General features: G+C 74.0%; 15 protein-coding genes. 6 read left to right on the top strand and 9 right to left on the bottom strand.

What is annotated here, in order from left to right; genetic code table 11:
• Nucleotides 1-14: 14 nt before the first annotated feature.
• Nucleotides 15-1,895 (top strand): sensor domain-containing diguanylate cyclase, encoded by a 1,881-nt coding sequence (locus Actob_RS27775; RefSeq protein ID WP_284914780.1) that lies wholly within the window; start codon nucleotides 15-17, stop codon nucleotides 1,893-1,895.
• 362 nt (nucleotides 1,896-2,257) lie between these two features.
• Here the strand turns inward: Actob_RS27775 and Actob_RS27770 are convergent, their stop codons facing one another.
• The 4 genes from Actob_RS27770 to Actob_RS27755 form a co-directional block, all read right to left on the bottom strand.
• Nucleotides 2,258-2,623, bottom strand: coding sequence for a DUF2203 domain-containing protein (locus tag Actob_RS27770; RefSeq protein ID WP_284914779.1), 366 nt, complete (start codon nucleotides 2,621-2,623; stop codon nucleotides 2,258-2,260).
• Nucleotides 2,624-2,957: 334 nt separating this feature from the next.
• Nucleotides 2,958-3,263: a hypothetical protein gene (locus tag Actob_RS43925; protein WP_328518391.1), complete on the bottom strand. Its 306-nt coding sequence runs from the start codon at nucleotides 3,261-3,263 to the stop codon at nucleotides 2,958-2,960.
• 59 nt (nucleotides 3,264-3,322) lie between these two features.
• Nucleotides 3,323-3,802 carry a DUF1203 domain-containing protein gene (locus Actob_RS27760; RefSeq protein ID WP_284914778.1) on the bottom strand — a complete coding sequence of 160 codons (480 nt, stop codon included), beginning with the start codon at nucleotides 3,800-3,802 and terminating at the stop codon, nucleotides 3,323-3,325.
• Between the two features lie 145 nt (nucleotides 3,803-3,947).
• Complete coding sequence (locus Actob_RS27755) at nucleotides 3,948-5,753, bottom strand: FtsK/SpoIIIE domain-containing protein (protein ID WP_284914777.1); 1,806 nt, start codon at nucleotides 5,751-5,753, stop codon at nucleotides 3,948-3,950.
• A gap of 182 nt (nucleotides 5,754-5,935) precedes the next feature.
• Between Actob_RS27755 and Actob_RS27750 the strand changes: the two genes are divergently transcribed.
• The 4 genes from Actob_RS27750 to Actob_RS27735 are packed head-to-tail and all read left to right on the top strand — an operon-like array spanning nucleotide 5,936 to nucleotide 15,772.
• On the top strand, nucleotides 5,936-7,345 hold the full coding sequence (locus Actob_RS27750) for a hypothetical protein (protein ID WP_284914776.1): 1,410 nt from the start codon (nucleotides 5,936-5,938) through the stop codon (nucleotides 7,343-7,345).
• Complete coding sequence (locus Actob_RS27745) at nucleotides 7,323-8,486, top strand: AAA family ATPase (RefSeq protein ID WP_284914775.1); 1,164 nt, start codon at nucleotides 7,323-7,325, stop codon at nucleotides 8,484-8,486. Before Actob_RS27750 ends, Actob_RS27745 begins: the two co-directional genes overlap by 23 nt.
• Nucleotides 8,483-9,688, top strand: coding sequence for a vWA domain-containing protein (locus tag Actob_RS27740; protein ID WP_284914774.1), 1,206 nt, complete (start codon nucleotides 8,483-8,485; stop codon nucleotides 9,686-9,688). Before Actob_RS27745 ends, Actob_RS27740 begins: the two co-directional genes overlap by 4 nt.
• A 51-nt stretch (nucleotides 9,689-9,739) precedes the next feature.
• Nucleotides 9,740-15,772 carry a COG1361 S-layer family protein gene (locus Actob_RS27735; protein ID WP_284914773.1) on the top strand — a complete coding sequence of 2,011 codons (6,033 nt, stop codon included), beginning with the start codon at nucleotides 9,740-9,742 and terminating at the stop codon, nucleotides 15,770-15,772.
• A 56-nt stretch (nucleotides 15,773-15,828) separates the two neighbouring features.
• Here the strand turns inward: Actob_RS27735 and Actob_RS27730 are convergent, their stop codons facing one another.
• The gene (locus Actob_RS27730; protein ID WP_284914772.1) at nucleotides 15,829-17,235 is read right to left on the bottom strand and encodes a VOC family protein; all 1,407 of its coding nucleotides are present in this window, start codon (nucleotides 17,233-17,235) and stop codon (nucleotides 15,829-15,831) included.
• Between the two features lie 93 nt (nucleotides 17,236-17,328).
• On the opposite strand from Actob_RS27730, the gene Actob_RS27725 reads away from it, so the two are divergent.
• On the top strand, nucleotides 17,329-17,730 hold the full coding sequence (locus Actob_RS27725; protein WP_284914771.1) for a RidA family protein: 402 nt from the start codon (nucleotides 17,329-17,331) through the stop codon (nucleotides 17,728-17,730).
• 50 nt (nucleotides 17,731-17,780) lie between these two features.
• On the opposite strand, the gene Actob_RS27720 is transcribed toward Actob_RS27725, so the two are convergent.
• The 4 genes from Actob_RS27720 to Actob_RS27705 are packed head-to-tail and all read right to left on the bottom strand — an operon-like array spanning nucleotide 17,781 to nucleotide 21,121.
• Nucleotides 17,781-18,605 (bottom strand): ABC transporter permease, encoded by an 825-nt coding sequence (locus Actob_RS27720; protein ID WP_284914770.1) that lies wholly within the window; start codon nucleotides 18,603-18,605, stop codon nucleotides 17,781-17,783.
• 17 nt (nucleotides 18,606-18,622) lie between these two features.
• Nucleotides 18,623-19,558 (bottom strand): ABC transporter ATP-binding protein, encoded by a 936-nt coding sequence (locus tag Actob_RS27715; RefSeq protein WP_284914769.1) that lies wholly within the window; start codon nucleotides 19,556-19,558, stop codon nucleotides 18,623-18,625.
• Entirely contained in the window at nucleotides 19,555-20,628 is a 1,074-nt protein-coding gene (locus Actob_RS27710; protein WP_284914768.1) for a hypothetical protein, read from the bottom strand. Before Actob_RS27710 ends, Actob_RS27715 begins: the two co-directional genes overlap by 4 nt.
• Nucleotides 20,612-21,121: a sigma-70 family RNA polymerase sigma factor gene (locus Actob_RS27705; protein ID WP_284914767.1), complete on the bottom strand. Its 510-nt coding sequence runs from the start codon at nucleotides 21,119-21,121 to the stop codon at nucleotides 20,612-20,614. The genes Actob_RS27710 and Actob_RS27705 overlap by 17 nt, the downstream gene beginning before the upstream one ends.
• Nucleotides 21,122-21,272: the final 151 nt, after the last annotated feature.

Here is a 21,272-nt window from a genome sequence, read left to right as displayed (position 1 = left end):
CGGCAGGGGGAGGAATGTTGAGCGCTGACCGGCACGACGGCCCGGGCGGTACCGTCCGCACGGCCGCAGGCGCGCGGTGCCCGGACGACGGGCCGGCGGCGCGGTGGCGGCGTGCGGCGCTGGCCGCGTACTACGTCGCGTTGATGCTGGCCGACTGCCTCATGCTCACCGGGGCAGCCCGAATCGTGCTCACTTCGCTGGCCGCCGTCACCGCGGCGGTCCTGCTGGTGGCGGCCACTCGCGGAGCCGGTTTCCGCCGGGCCTGGCAAAACCTGGTCTACCTCCCGGTGCTGGTCGCCGTGGCCCAGGTCGCGATCACCGCGCAGCTGCACTACACCACCACGTTGCTGCTGACCCTGGTCGGTGTCGGCGGGGCGGTCCCGGCCCGGCGTACCGCGGTCCTCGCCGGCCTGCTCGGCTGCGCCGGCTGGGCGGCCGCGGTCGCCACCGAGCAGCGGTTGCGCACCCCGGAACTCGGCTACTACGCCGCGCAGCTGGGCATGGCCGCGATGCTCGGCGTCATCCTGCACGAGGCGCTGCGGCGCCGGCAGCGTGACCTGCGCGCGGCCCGGGACGAACTGGCGGTGGTGCTGGAACGCTTCGAGAACCTGTTCCAGGCGTCCCCGGCCGGGGTCGGGATCGCCGACGAGCACGGTGTCTTCGTCGCTGTCAACCCGGCCTTCTGCGACCTGGTCGGGATGCCTGCCGACGAACTGGTCGGGGCGAGCAGTCACGCCTACGTCGAGCCGGGCGTGCCGATCGACCCGGCCGGGCGGGAGATGCGGTACGTGCGCCCGGACGGATCGGTGCGCTGGGCGTGGCTGACAGTGGGCCGGACCGGCGTGCTGGACCGCACGGACACCCGGCACTGGATGCTGATCCACCTGCACGACGTCACCGACCGGCACGTCGCCGAACGCACCGTCCGCGAGTCGGACCGGCTGCTGGCCGCGGTCTCCGCCGCCGCCCGGCGGATCCGCACCGGCGAGGACGCCCGTGGCACCATCATCGAGGCGGTCCGCGAGCTGGCCGAGGCCGATTCGGTCAGCCTGCTCGAACCGGACGGCACCGACCTCGTGGTCACCGGCGACGTCGGCGTCGAGGTGGCCGGCACCCGGGTCCCGATGAACGGCACCTCGATGATCGCGAGCGTGTACCGCGACGGGCAGCCGGTCTTCCTCGCCGACCCGGACCACGACCCGCGAGTGTCGGCGGCCCTGCTGCGGCTGGTCAGCGCCCGCTCGATGATGTGGCAGCCGGTGATCGCCGACGGCCGGGTGGTCGCCATCCTGGTGGTGAGCTGGCGGACCCGGGTCACCTCGGTCAGCGACCTGCGCGCCCGGGCGGTCGCGCTGCTCGCCGACGAGACGGCGCTCGCCCTGGAGCACGAGCGGTTGCTGTCGCGGCTGGAGCAGATGGCGTACACCGACACGCTGACCGGACTGTCGAACCGGCGGGCCTGGCAGTCCCGGTTCGCCGAGCTGCTCGCCGCGGCCCGGGCGGACGGGCAGCCGCTGGCCGTGGCGATCGCCGACCTGGATCACTTCAAGCGGTACAACGACACGTACGGCCACCCGGCCGGCGACGACCTGCTGATCACCGCCGCGGCGGCGTTCCGCTCCCAGTTGCGCGACGGCGACCTGATCGCGCGGTGGGGCGGCGAGGAGTTCGTGATCGCCCTGCCCGGCTGCGGTGACGCGGCGGCGGCCGAGATCCTGGACCGGTTGCGGGCCGCTACCCCGGCTGCGGAAACGTGCAGCGTGGGGTATGCGGTGTGGGACGGGGCCGAGCCGAGCGAGCGGTTGCTGGAGCGCGCCGACAACGCCCTCTATGCCGCGAAGTCCGCCGGTCGCGACATGGTCCGCGGCGCGGTTCCGGTCGCCGTCGCTTCCTGATCGCGACGGGGGTCACCCGCCACACCGCGAGTCGCTCCGTGCCACCCACCGGCCGTGCTCGCCGTCCTCCGGCCAGGTGCCCTGCCGCAGCGGGCACACCCCGAGGCGCGTGTGAATCCGCCTCGACCGGCCAGGGCAGGTCAGGGTGAGAGCGGCCAGGGCAGGTCAGGGTGAGAGCGGCCAGGGCAGGTCAGGGTGAGAGCGGCCAGGGCAGGTCAGGGTGAGAGCGGCCAGGGCAGGTCAGGGTGAGAGCGGCCAGGACAGGTCAGGGTGAAAGCGGCCAGGACACGTCCGGGAGAGAGCGGCTGACCAGGACCGGTCAGGGCGGTGGGTGGCCGGCTGAGGAAGCCGGTGCAGGGTGGTCAGCCGGGGAGGCGGCGACGGCCGGCGATGCCCAGGTCAGGGCGGTGGTACCAGCCCAGCTCGGCTTCGCCCTCGAGCCAGCAGAGCAGCACCGGTATCCCGTCCAGGTCGGCCGGGAAGTCGATGAGCAGCGGCGCCACGCCCTTCAGCTCGGCCCCGGACTCCTGGATCACCGTCATCAGTTCGTTGAGCCGGGCCTCCGCGGCCTTGCGCTCCGGCAGGCCACCCAGCGGCGTCGGCTCCCCACCCGGAACCAGCGCGGCCGACAACTCCACCATGTCGGCCCGCACCGTGACAATCTCCTCCAGGACGGGGCGCAGCCGCTCCAGCTCCGACCGTGCCTCCCGCAGCGTGAACAGCCCCATGGCCACAGTTAACCAGAGCACCTTCCCGAGCCGGCTGCCACGCCCACGGAGCACGTCATGCCGGCTGACAGCGCGACCCGAAGGATGTCCGGCTGTCATGACGGCGGCGAGCGGCTGGCGGTGGGCGGCGGGCGGTGGGCGGCAGGCGGTGGCGGTGGGGCGGCGGGCGTAGGCGGCTGGCGGTGGGCGTTGGCGGTGGGGCGGCGGGCGTTGGCGGTGGGCGACAGGCGTTGGCGGCTCGCGGCTGGCGGTGGGCGGCAGGCGTAGGCGGTGGGCGTGCGCGACGGGTGGCGAGCCCTGCCGGCTGGCGGGAGGCCGTTGCCCGGACGGATCGTCAGGTCGGCGGCTTGCGGACGTTGGCCGGTCGAGGGGGGACAGCGGCCGGCGGGGCGGAGCCATCGGTGCGCGAGGCGGGTGGTCCCGCCGGCGGATCGCGGATGAAGTCGGCGTCCGGGGCGGCGATCTCGGAGCGCTGCCGGGTGATCCACGCCTCGATGTCGGCGATCAGCCAGACGCGTCCCATGGCCAGCTCGTCGTAGGGGTCCGGCCAGTCGTCGCGCTCGGAGAGCTGCTGGACACGTTGGCGGCTGAGCCCGAGTCGTCTGGCGATCTCGCCGGCTCCCATGAGATATCGGGACACACTCGAACTATAGTCATGCGTCATCTAGTCGGATAATAACTAGTCGTTCGTTTGATACCTCATCGTGAGCTACGCGTTGCCACGAACATGAAGCAGCCGTAGGCGACATTCCGGCTGTGCACCTGGACGACGGCCGGATCGTCGAAGACCGCGGCGAGCGCTCCGTCCGGGTCGGACCCGTCGTGCACCCGGGTGTTCGGATGGATCCAGCCGCGCTCGTCGTAGGCGCGCAGCACCTGCGGCCGTCCGCGCCACCCGGCCGGATGCTCGCCGCTCGCGGCGCCGGAAGGATCAGGCCCGGCGCACGTCGCGGCGTGCGCGAAGACGGCGCCGACTTCCCGGTACGGGCTGGCCGGCAGCGGCGGCTCGTAGGTGAAGAGCAGCAGCTCCTCACCGGCCTCGGCGTCCCGCAGGCAACAGCGCAGCGGTTCCCCGCCGGTCGCCACCATCCGTGCGAAGCCCGGCCCGCCGGAGCGCGCGGCGTCCGCCCGCGCTCTCTCCAGCACCGCCGGCGAAATGGCATGTATCTCGAAGGTCATGCCGCCATCGTGCGTCTGCCGCCCACACCGGGTCTGGCGGAAATCAGACCCGTGGCTGCTGTCCCGGCGCGGGATGCGGCTGCCGGTGGTACTGACGTGGGGTGGCGAGACGGCGTGGTGGGGTGCGGCCGTGGTGGAGAGGCGATCAGGGCTGCCTGTCCGGGCGCGCCGGGCTCGGGGTGGTGGTGAGGACGCGGAGCAGGTCGGCTTCCGGGGTCGCGGTGAGTTCGGGGCGGGCGGCCAGGAAGTGCAGGGCGCCCTTGGGCGCGGCGACGATGCCGCGGCCCGGGCGGCCGGGTGGGATCGTGGCGGCGGTCGCGGGGTTGATCGCGGACTCGGCCGGGTCGGCGAGGCGAAGTTCCAGACGGGATCCGAAGTAGTCTGTGAAACCCTGATCGAAATCTGACCAGTGGGTGGCGGTGGCGATCAGGTGCACACCGCGGGCGGTGCCGCGTTGGGCGATCTCCAGGAGGAGTTCGTGCCAGTGCGGGTGTGCGGCCCGGAACTCGGCCCAGCCGTCGATCATGACGATGGTGTCGCCGTGCGGGTCGTCGAGGCGGGTGTAGAGGTCGCGCTTCAGATCGTCGGTCGCCGAGGAGGTGCCGAGGACTCCGTGCACGAGCGGAAGTCGCTGGTAGCCGGCCGCGACGGAGTCGGGTGCGACGATGCGGGCGGCGGGTGTGCCGGGTGACAGCGAGAGCGCGGCGATGATCGTACGCAAGATGGTGGTTTTGCCGCTGCCGGCGGCGCCGACCACCGCGACGTTGCCGGCTACCGGGAGCCAGATGGTGTCGCGGCGGTGGTCGCGGGGTTTGTCCAGCGCCGCGAGCGGGACCTGCAACGCGCCGTGCAGGGAGCGGTCGGCGAAGGCGAGGCCGTGATCGGGATCGGACACTGCCGGGCCGGCGAGTTCGTCCAGGGTGGGCGAGATGTCGAGCGGCGGCAGCCAGATCCGGTGCGTGGGCGGCGGCCCGGTGAAAAGCCGGTCGAGGGCGCTGCCCACCGGAGTGGCGCTGACCGGAGTGGCGCCGGCCGGAGTGGTGCCGACCGGAGCGGGGCCGGCGGGGGCGCTGCCGGACCGGGTAGGGCGGACCGGGGTGGCACCGACGGGAGTAGCGCCCGGGGGAGTAGGGCCGACCGGGGTGAAAGGAACGGTCCGGTTGGTGCCGGTGCGCAGGACGGCGTGGCCCGGCAGGACAGGCCCGGCGGCGGGGGAGTCCAGGATGAACGCGGGCGCGCCGGGCAGGGCGATCCGGTAGGAGAGGTAACCGGCCAGCCCGTGGACCTCCGGATCGGTGGCGGCGGACAGCAACAGGTGGATGCCCCGGGCCCGGCCCAGCCAGCCGAGCCGGCGGAGGACGTCCGCGAGTTCGGGGTGGGCGCCCAGCAACGCCGAGACCTGCTGGCCGACCAGGACCAGCGCGGGCATCGGCGGGTGGTTGGCGGTCTTCCGCAGGTAGGCACCGTGGCTGGCGCAACCGGCCGCGACCAGCAGGCGCTTGCGGCGGGCCGATTCGCCCTCGAGGGCCTCGATCAGACGCGGCACGAGATCGGGCCGGGACGCGTCGAGGAGTACCGCTGTGTGCGGCAGGCGGTCCAGGCCGTCGAACGCGCCGGTCGCCGCGTCCAGCAGCACGAACGTGACCTCGTCCGGGACGTGCGTGGCGGCCAGGCCGAGTACGACGGCCCGCAGCAGCTCCGGCGTGCCGGCACCGGCGACCAGCCCGTGCGGGCCCATCCCGCCGTCCGCGGATTCCTTGAGGTCGAGACGGACGGGTGTGCCGTCCGCCGCCTGACCGATGGCGACCCGAAGCCGGTCACCGGGCGGCGGCGCGGTGTCCGTCCGGTCGCGGGGCGGGCCGGCCGGGACGCGGTCAGCGGGCGGCGCGGTGTCCGTCCGGTCGCGGGGCGGGCGGGGAAGGTCGGCCGGGGCGCGGTCATCGGGTGACACACGGGCACGGTAGTGCACCAGCGGCGGCGCCGGGAGCCGGCAGCGCCTGGACCGGCGACCGCGCCGAGGGGCTGGCGGCGCGGAATATCGGGGTGACGGCATCACGGAGGTCGGCTATGCTGCCCCGCGATGCTTACCTCGAGTTTCTGGAAGGGGGACATGCCCACCAGAAGTGAGTGCTGATGCGCTCCCTCCTGGACGGTCATCCCCGTCTCCTCGCCTGGCAGCGCGTGCGCGAGTTCGCCGTGCCGCCCACCATGATCGAGTCGACTGCCGCCCGGCGACTGGCCGGTGACTGGGCCGGCGCGTGTGCCGCCTCCCGGGTCGATCCCGAGCTGGATCCGCGGGCCATCGGTCGTCGGCACGGCCCGGAACTGGCCGCCGAGGTCCGCTCCGACCTCCGGCATCTCGTTCCCGACCTGCTGCGCTGGCACTTCCCGCGGGTGGAGTCCGGCCTGTTGCGACCCGGCGTCACCGTGTCGCTGGCCCGCTATGCGCCGCGGCTGCACCTGGTCGCGCGTACCCCGCCCGCCTGGGCCGACGCCGATCAGCGGATCGCGCTCGCGCTCTGGGACGGGGCCGCCGACGGGCGGCACCCGCACGCGCGCCCGCACCGCCGGTTCCGCCTCGACCTGCACCGCCACCTCTGGGACGACAGGCACACCGCCGAGCTGCCCGATCGGGCCGGTGCGGCCACCTGGCCCGGCGACGCGGCGGTGTCGCCGGCCGGCCTCGACGGCTGCGCCGTGCACCGGTGGGCGGCCGAGGCGGAGATCTTGCGGTCCGCTGAGGGCCGGGAGGACGACCCGGTTTTCGTACGCCTGACCGCTCGTGATCATCGTGAGCTGCCCGCTGGCAAGGAACCCGGAGGCGGCCCGCGCCGCGCCCTGGAGCCGTCCGCGCTGGTCCTGCCGGACGCGGCCACCTGGCTGCTGCCGGACCTGGAGCTGCTGCGCGCCGGCCTGATCGAAGCCGGACAGCTGCACCCCCTGGTCGCCGAGTCCCTGATACCCGCCCTCGCCCCCGCTGCCGGCGCGGCGGCGCCCGGTCCTGCTCCCGCTGCAGGTGCGGCGGCGGTGTCCGGTCCTGCTCCCGCTGCCGGTGCGGCGGCGGCGCCCGGCCACGCTCCGGCAAGCCGTGAGCCGGCCGGAGCCGGAAGCGGCATGCGGCTCGTCGACTGCCGCGGGGAGCGGCATCGCGTCGGCCTGGTCGACGGCGTGCTGTCCGCCCTCGACCACGAGCCGGACGAGCTGCTGCGGGAGGAGATCCTGGTGGCCTTCGGCGGCACTCCGCTGCCCTGCCTCCGGGTGATCGACCGGGCGATCCGCCGCCCGGACACCCTCGCCGACATCCGCGCCCGGCTCGACCACGGTGACCTTCCGGGCGCGCTCGCCGCCGTCGAAGCCCTGCTCGGACCGGGGGCGACGCTGCGCGACGGGCCGCTGCGCGACGAACTCGCCCGGACCGCCGAGCGCCACCTCACCTACGGGTTGTACCGCGCCGGCCTGGCCGGCCACTGCCCGCCCAAGAACGTCCCGCTGCCCCGCCGCCGTATCACAAAGGTGAAGAATGACTCTGGACATCGCCGCTGACCTGCTCGGCCTGCTCGCCGACACGACCACCGAGCCGCGCCCCAGCACGCAGCTGGAGGCGCTCACCCTGGCCGTCGCGGCCGACCTCCCGGTGCTGCTCTGGGGTGACCCGGGGATCGGCAAGACCGCCGCCCTCAACCAGCTCGCCGACTCCCTCGACCTGCCGCTCACCACGGTGATCGCCAGCGTGCACGAGCCGACCGACTTCTCCGGCCTGCCGGTGCTCGGTGCCGACCCGGCAGTGCAGGGCGTCCCGATGGCCCCGCCGGACTGGGCGGTACGCCTCGCCGCCAGCGGCCGTGGCCTGCTCTTCCTGGACGAGCTGTCGACCGCCCCGCCGGCCGTGCAGGCCGCCCTGCTGCGGCTGGTGCTGGAGCGCCGGGTCGGCGCGCTGACCCTGCCGCCCGGCGTGCGGATCGTCGCGGCCGCCAATCCGCGCGGCTCGGCGGCCAACGGCTGGGAGCTCAGCGCGCCGCTGGCCAACCGGTTCGTGCACCTGCAGTGGACCTACGACCACGAGGTGGTGGTGCGCGGGCTGGGCGGGACCTGGCCGCGGACCACGCTGCCCCGGCTCGACCCGGAGCGGCTCGCGGCCTCGGTGGCGTACGCCCGGCGGGCGGTGTGTGAGCTGCTGACCGCCCGGCCCAAGCTGGTGCACCAGCTGCCGTCGTCGGAGACCAAGCGGGGCGGGGCCTGGCCGTCGCCGCGGACCTGGGACATGGCGGTCCGGCTGATCGCGTTCGGTACCGCTGCCGGCACCTCGCGCGAGGTGTTGTCGATGCTGGTCCGGGGCGTGGTGGGGGACGGTCCGGGGCTGGAGCTGCTGGCCGGGCTGGACCGGCTGGACCTGCCCGATCCGGAGGAACTGCTCGCCGACCCGTCGGCGGCGGTGCTGCCCGAGCGCGGGGACCTGCGCCAGGTCGTACTGGAAGGGGTCGTCGAAGCGGTCCGGCGCCACGCGGACCGTGACCGGTGGGAGGCGGCCTGGGCGATCCTGGTCCGGGCGCTCGCGGACGGCGCGCCGGACCTGCTGGTGGTGCCCGCCGGGAACCTGGCCGGGCTGCGCCGCGACGACTGGCCGCTGCCGGCCGGCATCGAACGGCTGGCCGGGGCGATGAACGTGGCGCGGCGGGCGGCATGAGCGCGCCGCTGGACACCGAGAAGCTGTACGCGGCCCGGCTCTTCGCCGTCCGGGCCCGGCCCTACCTGGCCTCGGCGCTGTTCGCGCTGCACGTGGTCGAGTCGCCGGAGGTCCCGACGATGGCGGTGGACCGGTACTGGCGGTGCTACGTGTCCCCGGCCTTCGTGGCCCGGATGCCGCTGGCGGACCTGGCCGCGGTCTGGGTGCATGAGGTGTCGCACCTGCTGCGCGACCACCACGGGCGCGGCGACCGCTACGTCAAGGCGCATGAGCTGACCGGCCCTGGGGTGCGGCTGCGGCTCAACATCGCGGCGGACTGCGAGATCAACGACGACGTGTACGGCGACGGGCTGCCGTGCCCGGCCGGCGCGGTGCATCCGGCGGATCTGCGGCTGCCCGAGGCCGGGCTGATGGAGGACTACCTGCCGATGTTCCGGCTCGGGCCGTTCACCGACGGGTACGCCTGGCTGGACTGCGGCAGCGGCGCCGACGGCGGCGACCGGCCGTGGGATCGGGGGCCGGACGGCGCGCACGGGCTGACCGAGCAGGAACGCGACGCGGTCCGGTTCCGGGTGGCCGAGGCGATCAACGGACAACCCGGCCGGGCGTCGCGCGGCTGGCGGCGGTGGGCCGAGGAGGCGTTCCACCCACCGCAGCCGTGGCAGGAGTTGCTCGGTGCGGCGGTGCGGGCGGCGACGGCTTCGGCCGGGGCGGGCGACGACTACACGTACGGTAGACCGGCCCGGAGGGCCGCGGCGCTGCCGCGCGTCGTGCTGCCGGCCCTGCGCCGCAACCCGCCTCGCGTCTGCGTCGTGATCGACACCTCGGGGTCGGTCAGCGACGAGGAACTGGGCATGGCGCTGCTGGAGGTGGCGGCGATCGGGCGGGCCGTGGGTGGCAGTCGTGAGCTGCTCGGGGTGGTCTCGTGTGACGCGGCGGCCGGGGTGGCGCTGCCGATCTGCCGGGGTGAGGGGATCCCGCTGATCGGCGGGGGCGGCACCGACCTGCGCGAGGGGTTCGCCAGCGCGCTGCGGACCCGGCCGGACGTGATCGTCGTGCTCACCGACGGCTGGACGCCGTGGCCCGGCTCGCCGCCGCCGTGCCGGACCGTGGTCGGCCTGTTCCGCCGGCCGACCGACGAGGACCACGATCACCGGGTGGCGGTGCCGCCGGATTGGGCGCGCGTGGTTCGGATCGGATGATCTCCGCGAAACACGAAAACCACCCGCTTTCCGGCATTAGTTTGACTTTTCGTGGTCCTCCGTCACTGCGCGCACCGGTTGCTGGTCCTGTTTCTGCTGGTCCTCTGCTGCCTGCTGGTACCCGTCGCGCCGGTGAAGACGGCGACGGCCGCCCAGAGCGTCTGCGCGGCCCCGGTCAACCTCAGCAACGGTGACTTCGAGTCACCGGCGATCGCGGCGAACTCGATGTCGCTGATCAACGAGGGCCCAGACATGCCGGGCTGGAAGACGACGGCGCCGGACCGCGTGTTCGAGCTGTGGCACGAGGTCCGGCAGACCTTCAACGCCGGCTCCGGGGTGCAGTTCGTCGAGCTGAACGCGAACTTCGTCTCCACGCTCTACCAGGACCTGCCGACCACCCCGGGGCAGACGCTGCGCTGGGAACTCAAGCACCGCGGCCGGCTCGGGCTGGACACCATGGCCGTCAAGATCGGCCCGGCCGGCGGCACGCTGGTGCAGAGCGGCGGCCCGATCGCCGACCAGCCCACCAGCTGGGGCACCTGGGCCAACACCTACACGGTGCCGCCCGGACAGACCACCACCCGGTTCGCGTTCGAGTCGATCTCGTCGGCGCAGAACAAGCCGACGTACGGCAACTTCCTGGACGGCATCGCCTTCGGTACGGCGGCCTGCCTGTTCACCACCACGGCGGTGAGCGCGGCGTCGGCGAACGCCGGGGACGTGCTCACCTACACGGTCAACGCGGAGAACCGGGGCGGCAACCCGGCCAAGCTCACCGTGCTCAGCGACGCCCTGCCGGCCGGCACCACGTTCGTGCCCGGCTCGATCCGGACGATCACCGGCTCCAGCAGCAGCTCGGTCAGCGACGCCGCGGACACCGACACCGGCGAGTACGACGCGTCCACCCGGACGGTCCGGGTGCGGGCCGGGACGGGCGCCACGAGCGGCGCGGGCGGCACGATCCCGGTGGGCGAGGCGCGATCGTTCAGCTACCAGGTGCGGGTGAACACCTCGGCGGCGGAGACCACGCTCAGCACCGAGGGCGCCGCCGCCTACACCGAGCCGATCTCCGGGAACCGGCTCACCTCGACCGGCAACACCGTCGGCACCGGCGTCAGCGCCGCGGCGGACCTGCGGATCAGCGCGGTGGTCGGGGCCGGCGGGGTGGTGGCCGGGCGTAACGCCACCACCAACCTGACGGTCACCAACAACGGGCCGAGCACCGCCACGGGTGTGCAGGTCAGCGCGGACGTGCCGTTCGGCATCGGGAACATCGCGGCGAGCATGGCCGGGGCCGGCTGCGTGATCAGTGGGCAGAACGCCCGCTGCGACCTGGCGGGTCTCGCGCCCGGGGCGACCGGGATCATGACGGTCAGCGGCGACGTCATACCGCAGGCGACACCCGGGGCGCAGGCCACGCTGACCGCGTCGGTGACGAGTGCGACGTACGAGGTGAGCCAGGCGGACAACGCGGCGTCGGTGAGCGCGGCGGTGGCCACCCTCGCCGACGTGGGCGTGACCATGACCAACACACCGGGCGTGGCCGGTTCACCGATCACCTACACCGCCACGATCACCAACGCCGGCCCGTCGGTGGCCCGCGGCCTGGTGCTCTCCGACGTCATCCCGCTGGCCACCGCGACATACACCAGCGCCGGCGGCGGCACCTGCGCGGTCACCGCGATCGGCACGCTGGAATGCCAGCTGGCCGACATGATGCCGTCGACCAGCACCACTGTCACCGTCAACATGACGCTCAAGTCGTCCGGCGGCGGGGCGGTGAACAACGCGGTCTCGGTCACCTCCAGCACCCCGGACCCGTCGGCGGCGAACAACAACTTCTCCGTCCAGTCGGCCGGCACCGAGGTCGCCGACGTCGGCGTGCGGCTCGGCTTGAGCCAGCTCAGCGCGTACGCCGGGGACACCGTCGAATACACGCTGACGGTCACCAACTACGGGCCGTCGGACGCCACCAACGTCACCTTCAACACCGTCACCCCGCCCGGTGTCACGATCGTCCGGAACAGCCCGTACTGCACCGCCAACGCCTGCACGGTCGGCACCCTGCCGGCCGGCGCCAGCGTCCCGCTCCGCGGCACCGCCACGCTCGGCGCGAACGCGCACGCCGGGCCCGGGTTCGCCAGCACCACCGTGATCTCGCCGACCACCGACACCAACGCGGCGAACGACACCGACACGATCAACTTCACCGTGCTGCTCCGCGCCGACCTGGCGGTCAGTCAAACCCTGAGCAACCCGGGGGACCCGTCCGCGCTGGTCGCCGGGGAGACCGTGACCGGCGTGGTGCAGGTGACCAACAACGGGCAGACCCGGGCCGAGGGTGTCGTGCTGCGCCAGGCCGTCCCGGCGAGCCGGCCGGTCCCGACGGTCACCACCAGCGGCGGCAGTTGCACCTTCCAGGGCACCGTGGTCAACGGCTTCACCCCGGACGGCGGGACATACGTCTGCAACCTGGCGACGCTCGCCGCGTCGGCGAGTTGGCAGATCACCTTCGCCGGGGTGCTGCTCTCCACCGGGTACGGCAGTCCGGTCTACAGCCGTACCGCGACCGTGTCGTCGAGTACCCCGGACCCGGACAGCGGCAACGACAGCGTCACCTCCACCAGGAGCGTCGAGCAGCACGCCGACCTGGAGGTCGTCAAGGTCACCACCAGCAGCCCGGCGATCGTGCAGTCCGAGGAGGTGGAGTTCGAGGTCCGGGTGATCAACCACGGCCCGTCCGACGCCACCAACGTGGTGCTGCGCGAGAGCCCAGACCCCGGCCTCAGCATCTCCTCCGGGACGGCCACCAACGGCTCCTACGACGCGGGCACCCGGAGCTGGACGATCCAGCGGATGACGCCGGGCCCCGGGCCGGCCGGGGTGCTCACCCTGCACGGCACCGCCGTGGGCAGCGGCACGCTCAACGACGGCACCGGGATCGTCGCGGCCGACGGCACCGACCCGGTGGCCGGCAACAACACTGCCACTGCCGGGGTCACCGCCGCGCCGGCCGCGCCCGCCCTCAGCATCCGCTCCACCAGCGTCGCCTCGGCCACGCCGGCCGGGGTGAACGCCACGATCGCCTACAGCTACGAGGTGCGCAACACCGGGAACCTGCCGATGACCTCGCTGACCCTGACCGGAAGCCTGAGCGGGACCACCACCTGCGCGCCGACCAGCGTGGCGGTCGGCGGCACCGCCACCTGCACCGGCGCCACCTACACCGTGGACTCGAACGACGTCCTGCGCAACACCCCGGTCACCGACACGGTGACCGTGCAGGCGCTCAACACGGACACCGTGCTGCCCACGACGTACGGCCAGCTCAGCTCGGGGGTGCCGGTCGCCGTCGCGCACGCGTCGCTGTCCACGGTGATCACGTCGACGGTCGACGAGCCCAGCCGGCAGCACGGGGCCGCCGTGAACGACCGGATCGCGTACACCTACGCGGTGACCAACAACGGCAACGTGCAGATGAACGGCATCACGGTCACCGACACCAGGGGCAACACCATCACCTGCCCGCAGGCCGACCTGGCCATCGGCGCGACGATGACCTGCGACCACCTGCCCGGCCCGGGCTATCAGGTACGGCAGTCGGACATCGACAGCGGCGGCCCGGTCACCAACACCGCCACCGCCACCTCGACCACCCCGAGCGCCAGCTTCCCGTCGACGGTCAACGAGGTGCAGGTGGCCGCGGCCGCGCCCGCGCTGGACATCACCGTCACCCGGACCGGCCCGACGGCACCGGTGCGGGTCGGCGACACGATCGATTACGCGTACGCGATCAGCAACTCCGGCAACGTCGGGCTCGACACGGTCAGCGTGACCGACTCGAACGTCGCGTCGGTCACCTGCCCGGCCGCCGTGATCCCGAAGGGTGGCACGCTCACCTGCACGTCGGCCGCGCCGTACACGGTCCTGCAGAGCGACATCGACGCCGGCGCGCCGGTCCGCAACGACGTGATCGTGGATGCCCGGAGCGTCGCGCCCGGCGCCGTGCCGGTCGGCGCGGAGGGCTCGGTGCCGGTCCCGGTGGTGGCGGCCGCGCCGCTGCTGACGGTGACCAGCCTCCCGAACGTCTCGCCGGCCGGGCATACCACGGCGGTGCAGCCCGGGGACCGGATCTCGGTCACCCACCGGATCGACAACGGCGGCAACGTCAGCATGCTGTTGGACACGGTCAGTGACTCGCTCACCGGGACCGCCACCTGCGATCTGCTCGCGCTGCCGCCCGGCGGGACGGCCAACTGCATCGGCGGGCCGTCGTACCAGGTCACCCAGGACGACTACGACGCCGCGGTGCCGCTCACCGCCACCACCCGGGTCACCGCCCGCGCCCCCGGCCAGCCGGCCCCCGTCACCTACGCCACCACCACCGCGAGCGTTCCGGTCGGCAGCGGCGCCGCCGGGCTGACCGTCACCACCGGCGCCACCCGGGTGACCCCGGCCGAGCACGGCAGCGCGGTCGCGGCCGGCGACGTCGTCGCGTTCGAGTTCGCCGTCGCCAACACCGGAACGCTCAGCATGCGCGGCCTGACCCTGACCGACAGCCGGACCGGCACGGGCAGCTGCCCGGCGGTCAGCCTGCGCCCGGGCGCGAGCATGACCTGTGTCTCGGCCGGATACCCGGTGACCCAGGCGGACATCGACGCCGGTGACGCGCTGACCAGCACGGCCACCATCACCGGGCAGGTCGGCAGCGGGCCGCTGCGGAGCTTCGGGGCGGCCACCACCTGGATACCGGTCGTGGCCGGCGCGCCGTCGATCGACGTGCTGGCGGTCGGCAAGGTGTCCCCGGTCCAGCGGCAGGACGGGCCGATCGCCGGGGACACGGTCAGCTGGACGTACCGGGTGGTCAACAACGGCAACCAGACGATGACCGGGGTGGACGCCGGCGGGCCCGGCGGTGTCGACTGCCCGAAGGCCGGGCTGGCCGTGCGGGAGGCGATGACCTGTACGGCGGGGCCGGCGCACCCGGTCACCCAGGAGGAGGTGGACAGCGGGCGGCCGATCACCACCGAGATGTCGGTGACCGCCCGGTCGCCGGGCGGGGTGCGGAGCTTCGGGCCGTTCCGCGGCAGCGTCGCGGTGGCGGCGGGCGATCCGGCGCTGGAGATCAAGCTGACCACCCGGGTGGCGTCGGCGGCGCGGGCGTCGGTGGCGGCCGAGGGCCCGGGGATCACCACCGGGGCGCTGCTGCGGTACGCGTACGCGGTGTACAACCGGGGCAACGTGACGGTCGGCGACCTCAGCGTCGAGCATGCCCGGGGCGGCACGGTGACCTGCCAGAGCACCCGGCTGGCGCCCGGCGAGGGGACGACCTGCGCGGCGAGCACCGGGTACCGGGTCACCCAGGCGGACATGGACGCCGGCACGCCGCTGGTGGACGAGGCGGTCGCGCGCGGGACGGTGCCGGGCTCGAAGCTGGCGGTGGCCTCCGCGGTGTCCAACACGACGGTGCCGCTGGTGGCGGCCGCCCCGAAGCTGACCGGGACGCAGACCGCGGTCTGGACCGACAGCGACCGCGACGGGCAGCTCGGACCCGAGGACACCGTGATCTCCACGGTCCGGGTCACGAACGCCGGCAACGTCACCCTGCTCAACGTCCGGGTGACCGGGCTGCCGGCGGCGGTCACCTGCGAAGCCGTCCGGATCGCCCCGGGCGCGTCGGTGACCTGCGAGTCCGCGCCGTACCACCTGACCACCAAGCAGATCGCGGCGGGGAAGCAGACGTTCGAGGCGAGAATCGCGGGGGACCTGGTCGATCCGGACGCCGGTGATGTGACGGCGGAGGCGCCGTCGACGGTGGCGGTGCCGGCCAAGAAGCCGGCTCCCGGTCCGACGCCGACGCCGACATCGACGCCGACGCCGTCCACGTCGCACAAGCCCGGGAAGCCGGCCGAGCCCGCCGAACCGGGCCGGCCCGGCGCCGCGCCGGGCGGGACGGCACCGGTCACCGGGCGGTCGGCGGCGCTCGCCGTGCTGATCGGCCTGGGGTTGGTGGTGGCCGGCGGTGGGCTGCTCTACCTGAGTCGCCGCCCGGCACCCGCGCCCGGCACCCGGCGGCGCCACTGACGTCGGGCACCACGCCGTCGCCGCCGGAGCCACCGCCGCCGCATGCCGCCGACCGCTCACGCCGCCACGCAGAACTCGTTGCCCTCCGGGTCGGCCATCACCACGTGATGCCCGTCGAAGGTGGCCACCACCCGCCCGCCGATCGCCCGCAGCTCCGCGACCTTGGCGAGGATGCGCGGCCACGGCTCCCCGTGCCTGCCCACCCGGACGTCGATGTGCAGCCGATTTTTTGCCACCTTGGGCTCCGGGACCTCGAGGAACACCAGCCGCGGCCCGGCGCCGTCCGGATCGTGCAACCAGGCGCCCCCGCCCTCGTCGTCCGCCGGCTCCCCGAACGACGCCACCCACTCGTCCCGGGTCCGGAACGGCGCCGGGGGCGGCTCGTCCACGTAGCCCAGCGCGACCTTCCAGAACGCCGCCAGCTCGGCCGCTCGTACGCAGTCGAACGTCAGATCCACCCGCAACGCCACGGCACCGACCTCCCGCCTCTCGCCGACCCCGTCATCCTGCTCCGAGGGTCCGACAGAAAACCCCGCGTAGCGGGCGGCGAGCACCGCCGCCCGACCGGCCAGGGCGGTACGCAACGACGGCGGGGACAGCGCCTCCGCCTGCGTGGCGAGCTGCCACAGTGCCCACTCCGCATGCCAGGAGTCCTGGAAGGTCACCTCCAGCCGCAGCCAGCCGTCCGGGTCCGGCTCCTCGGCGCGGACCGCCACCGCGCTGGCCAGCAGATCCTCCCGCCGGTCCGGGTGCACCCGGACCAGCACGGTGAGGTGGCCGTCGGCGAGGAACCGGGCGCGGCGCTCCGCCCAGATCCGGTCCAGGTCGACCCGGTCGGGGCGTTGCGCGGGCACGGCGAGCGCCTCGGCCGCCAGCACCCGCGACAGCCGGTAGGTGCGGTCCTCGCCGCCCCGGGTGGCCAGCAGATATCCCCGGCCGCGCACGGTGACCAGGCCGATCGGGTCGACGGTGCGCCACCGCGGCTCCTGGCCGGCGGCCGCGTAGTGGACGCGCAGCCGCCGCCCGGCGAGCACCGCCCGCCGCACCTCGGCCATCGGCGCGGCCGGCACCTCCTCGGTGACCTGCCGGCGGGAGAGCAGGTCCGTCTCCGGCTCGACCAGCAGGCGATCGGTGGCCCGATGGCTCGCCGGCAGCGCGTCGGCCACCTTGCGCCGGGCCGACGCGAGCGCGGCACCGAGGCCGAACCCCGATCCGGCGGTCAGCAACGCCAGGGCCTCGTCGTGGTTCAGCCCGGTCAGCTCGGTCCGGAAGCCGGGTAGCAGCGCGAACCCGCCGTGCCGGCCGCGCTCGGCGTAGACCGGGACGCCGGCCGCGGACAGCGCCTCGATGTCACGCAGCACGGTCCGGGTGGACACCTCCAGCTCGCGGGCCAGGGTGTCCGCCGTCAACCGGCCGCGCTGCCGGAGCAGCAACACCAGCGAGACCAGCCGATCGGCGCGCATCCGCGAACCCTACCGAATACCCGACACAGGATGTCGTGATTCGGCGGCAGGCTCCCCGGCAGGCATTGCGAGACGAGAAGGTGGAGCGCGCACATGGCATTGGAACGTACGGCGATCAACCCGTGGGCATGGTCGGCGGAGCTGGGCTTCAACCAGGGTGAGCTGGTCACCGGCCAGAACCGGACCCTGTACTGCTCCGGACAGACCGCGATGGACGCCGACGGCAAGCCGCGGCACGACGGCGACCCGGCCGCCCAGCTGACCCTGAGCCTCGACAACCTGGAGGCGGTCCTCGCCGGGGCCGGCATGACGCTGGCCAACCTGGTCCGGCTGACCGTCTACACCACCGACGTCGACCAGCTGTTCCCGCACTACGGTCTGCTGGCGGCGCGGCTGGGCGCGGCCGGGGTGGCGCCGGCGACGACGATGCTCGGGGTGACCCGGCTGGCGATCCCGGGCCAGCTGGTCGAGCTGGAGGGGACCGCTGTCGGCTAGCCCGGGGTGACCCGGTCCGGCGGCGCCGAACGGCACCGCCGGACCGGGTCTCACAGGTCGCGGCGCTGGAAGACGACGGCCGCGAGCCCCAGCACCACCGCCACCCAGAGCGCTGCCCAGACGACGTAGAGCGTGGTGAGGCCGGTCTGGCTGAGGAACGGCGGTGCGTCGAACCGCGGTCCCAGCTGCGCCGGGACGGTGGCGTCCTGCAACGCGTACATGGCGCCGTGCCACAGGCCGTCGGTGGGCAGCAGCACCCGGGAGACGGTGCCGACCCGGGCCACGCTCGCGTTGCCGAGCGCGTGCCCGACCATGCCGACCACCCCGGCGATCCAGGTGGCGCCGAACAGGCCGACGGCGGTGATCCCGGACGCCATCGGGGAGATCGCCGTGGACAGCAGCAGACCCAGGGTGAGCAGGGTGATCGCCTGCGCGGCGAGGAACAGCAGGCCGGTGACCGGGTCGGGTGGCCAGTAGCCGACGGTGGCGTACACGATCAGCAGTTGCGCCAGGCCGGCGATCGCGACGAAGCCGCTGCCGAAGACGGCCAGGCCCAGCCACTTGCCGAGCAGCACCGCGAACCGGTGCACCGGCCGGGCCAGCATCGCCAGCGCGATCCCGGACTCGGTCTCGCCGGCCAGCGTCGGACCGGCCAGGAACGCGGTGCCCAGCGCGGCGATCAGGCTCAGCCCGAACATCACCAGGTTCAGGATGATCGAGGCGATGACCTTCGACTCGCCGCTGGTCAGGTCGCCGAACTCGGCCTCGATCCGGGAGAAGCCCCAGGCGCTGAGCGCCAGCAGGACCAGCGTCAGCAGGGCGAGCGACCGCAGGACCCGCCGCCTCGCGGCTTCCCGCAGGGTCAAGGCCGCCATCGCGAGAACGGTGCGGGTCACCGGTGGTCACCGTCCTCATTTCCGGTACGCAGGATGCCGAGCAACCGTTCCTCCAGGGTGATCCGGCCGGGTTCCACGGCGTGCACCCGCACGCCCAGCTCGACCAGGTCGCGCACCAGGTCGGGGACGGTCTCCGGCTTGGGGTCGGTGGGTAGTGCCAGGACGTACCGATCGCCCTCGTGGGTCACCGGCCCGGCGGCCGCCAGGCGGTCGCGGGCGAGCGGGCCCACGTCCTCCAGACGCAACCGCAGCTCGCTCTGCCCGAGCAGTTCGGCGAGGGTGCCGGCGGCCGCGACCCGCCCCCGGTCGAGGATCACCACCCGGTCGCAGACCCGTTCCACCTCGCCGATCAGGTGCGAGTTGAGCAGCACCGCCACCCCGCGGTCCTTCAGCGACAGGACCAGGTCGCGCACGTCGGCCCGGCCGAGCGGGTCGAGCGCGCTGGTCGGCTCGTCGAGGATCACCAGCTCGGGGCGGGCGACCAGGGCGACGGCCAGGCCGAGCCGCTGCTGCATGCCCTTGGAGAACCCGCCCACCCGGTCGCCGGCCCGGTCGGCGAGCCCGACGAGTGCCAGGCAGTCGTGCCGATCGGCGGCCGGGACGGCGAGCCCGGCCAGCCGGACGTGCAGGGCCAGCACCTCGGTGGCGGTCAGCCACGGCTGGTACCGGAAGAGCTCGGGCAGGTAGCCGACCCGGGCCCGGGATCGCCGGTCGCGCCCGGGCCGGCCGAGCAGCATGACCTCGCCGGCGTCCGGGCGGACCAGCCCGAGCAGCATCTTGATGACAGTGGTCTTGCCGGCGCCGTTCGGGCCGAGCAGGGCGAGCACCTCGCCGCGGGCCACGGTGAGCGACACGTCCGCGACAGCCACCTGTCGCCGGTACCGTTTGCGCAGTCCGGAGGCCCAGACGGCGGCGGACGGCCGGCCGGTCACCGGCCCCACCTGAGCTCGCGGGCGACCCGGAGGACCTCGTCGGACCCGAGCGAGCCGGCGACCGCGTCGACCATGCCGTCGCGGACCCAGAAGACCCCGGTGAACGCGCCGTCGCGGGAGCTGAGCACCAGCGCCGGGACGCCGTTGACGTCGGCTGTCGAACTGGTCTGCTCGGCGGACCTGACGATCAGCGGCAGCGTGGCGCCGTCGGCGGAGAACCGGCGCAGCTGGTCCGCGACGGCCCGCGGGATGCCGGGCAGGGTGAGCAGATAGTCGCGGGCGGTCGCGAACGGGATGCCCGCCGAGTAGGCCTTCGGCGCGGCCGCCCGGCCGACGATCATCGCGGGGGCGCCGCGGGACTCGCGCCACACCTCGGCGACGCCGGGTCCGGCGGTCAGCCGGAACCTCGCGCCGTCCAGCCCGGCCGGCGGTGCGGGCAGCGGCTTGCCGGCGGCCGCGGCGGTCTGCCCCGCCTTGGCGGCGGAGAAGGTGAAGACCGCGGCGGCCTGATCGCCGGCGTAGTACGTGGGTGTGCCGGTGACGCCGTGCGGCAGCTCGGCCACCACCGGCGCGTCCAGTCCGGTGACCAGCCGGGCCGCCGCGGCGCCGGTGACCTCGCGGACGTGCGGTTCGCGCTCGATGACCAGGGTGCCGTAGGAGGACAGGTCGGGGAGCTGGACCAGCTCGGCCGGGTTGACGGTGATCGGGGCGACCCGGTCGGCGCGGAACACCTGGAACCAGTCGGTGGCGGCGGCCGCGCTGGCGCCGGCCAGGAGGGCGACGGCGGCCAGCGCGGCGACGAGCGGGCGGCTGATCGTCGTACGGAAGGAGGGTTTGACTGGCGGTGACGGGGTGACCGGGAGCGCGGCGGACAGCTCGCGCCACGCGGCCTCGGTGTCGGGATCGGTGTCGAAGGCGAGCGCGGCGGCCGCGAACTCGGCGTCGTGCCGGGCGGTGAGCAGGGCGGACCGGCAGGTCGCGCAGGTCGCGACGTGGTCGCGAGCGGTGTCCGGGACGCCGGCGGGCTCGTCCAGGAGCCGGCGCAGCGTGCCGTCACTCGGGTGACGCATGGCGGTTCAACTCCTTCCGGAGGGCGGATTCGGCGCGTCGCACCGTGGTGCCGACGCTGGCCGGGGAGAGATCGAGAGCGGCGGCGACTTCGGCGTAGCTCAGGCCGCTGTGCCGCAGGACCAGGGCGATCGCCTGTTTGCGGGGAAGCCGGGCGAGGGCGGCCCGGACCCGGCGGCGTTCGTCGTTGACGACCACGGCGTCCGCGACATCGGGACTGACCGATTCTGATCGCGCTGCCTCCTCGCGGGAGACGCGCCGGCGGCCGGAGCGAAGCTGGTTCAGCGCGGTGTGCGCGGCCGCCACCGACAGCCAGCCGATCGCCTCCGCTGCCGGCACATCGGAACGGCCGAAGGCGAGGAACACCTCCTGCGCCACGTCGTCGGCCTCGTTCCTGCCGCCCAGGACGCGGGCGGCGACCGCGACCACCCGGGGGTAGGCGGCGCGGAAGATCTCCTCGAGGTCGGCCCGCACCGCCGGCTGTCTGTTCGCCACCGCTACCTTCCGTCCGACCGGCAGGCTGACGGCCGGCGCTCTTCCGCTCAGGTTCACATCCGGATAGCACCGCCGGGGCGGCGAATGTGACACCGGCCGGCGGGTCTCCGCGGGGTAAAAGATCGCCGGCGCGCTCGCGTCTGAATACTTA

It is taken from the genome of Actinoplanes oblitus (assembly GCF_030252345.1).
Lineage (GTDB): Bacteria > Actinomycetota > Actinomycetes > Mycobacteriales > Micromonosporaceae > Actinoplanes > Actinoplanes oblitus.
This window is presented reverse-complemented; position numbering and strand designations above follow the sequence as displayed.

Excerpts from the sequence above, each read along its gene's own strand:
- Actob_RS27725 (WP_284914771.1), top strand. The coding sequence starts at position 17,329 with ATGGCATTGGAACGTACGGCGATCAACCCGTGGGCATGGTCGGCGGAG.
- Actob_RS27730 (WP_284914772.1), bottom strand. The coding sequence starts at position 17,235 with ATGCGCGCCGATCGGCTGGTCTCGCTGGTGTTGCTGCTCCGGCAGCGC.
- Actob_RS27745 (WP_284914775.1), top strand. The coding sequence starts at position 7,323 with ATGACTCTGGACATCGCCGCTGACCTGCTCGGCCTGCTCGCCGACACG.
- Actob_RS27760 (WP_284914778.1), bottom strand. The coding sequence starts at position 3,802 with ATGACCTTCGAGATACATGCCATTTCGCCGGCGGTGCTGGAGAGAGCG.
- Actob_RS27750 (WP_284914776.1), top strand. The coding sequence starts at position 5,936 with ATGCGCTCCCTCCTGGACGGTCATCCCCGTCTCCTCGCCTGGCAGCGC.
- Actob_RS27720 (WP_284914770.1), bottom strand. The coding sequence starts at position 18,605 with ATGGCGGCCTTGACCCTGCGGGAAGCCGCGAGGCGGCGGGTCCTGCGG.
- Actob_RS27710 (WP_284914768.1), bottom strand. The coding sequence starts at position 20,628 with ATGCGTCACCCGAGTGACGGCACGCTGCGCCGGCTCCTGGACGAGCCC.
- Actob_RS27775 (WP_284914780.1), top strand. The coding sequence starts at position 15 with ATGTTGAGCGCTGACCGGCACGACGGCCCGGGCGGTACCGTCCGCACG.
- Actob_RS27770 (WP_284914779.1), bottom strand. The coding sequence starts at position 2,623 with ATGGGGCTGTTCACGCTGCGGGAGGCACGGTCGGAGCTGGAGCGGCTG.
- Actob_RS27740 (WP_284914774.1), top strand. The coding sequence starts at position 8,483 with ATGAGCGCGCCGCTGGACACCGAGAAGCTGTACGCGGCCCGGCTCTTC.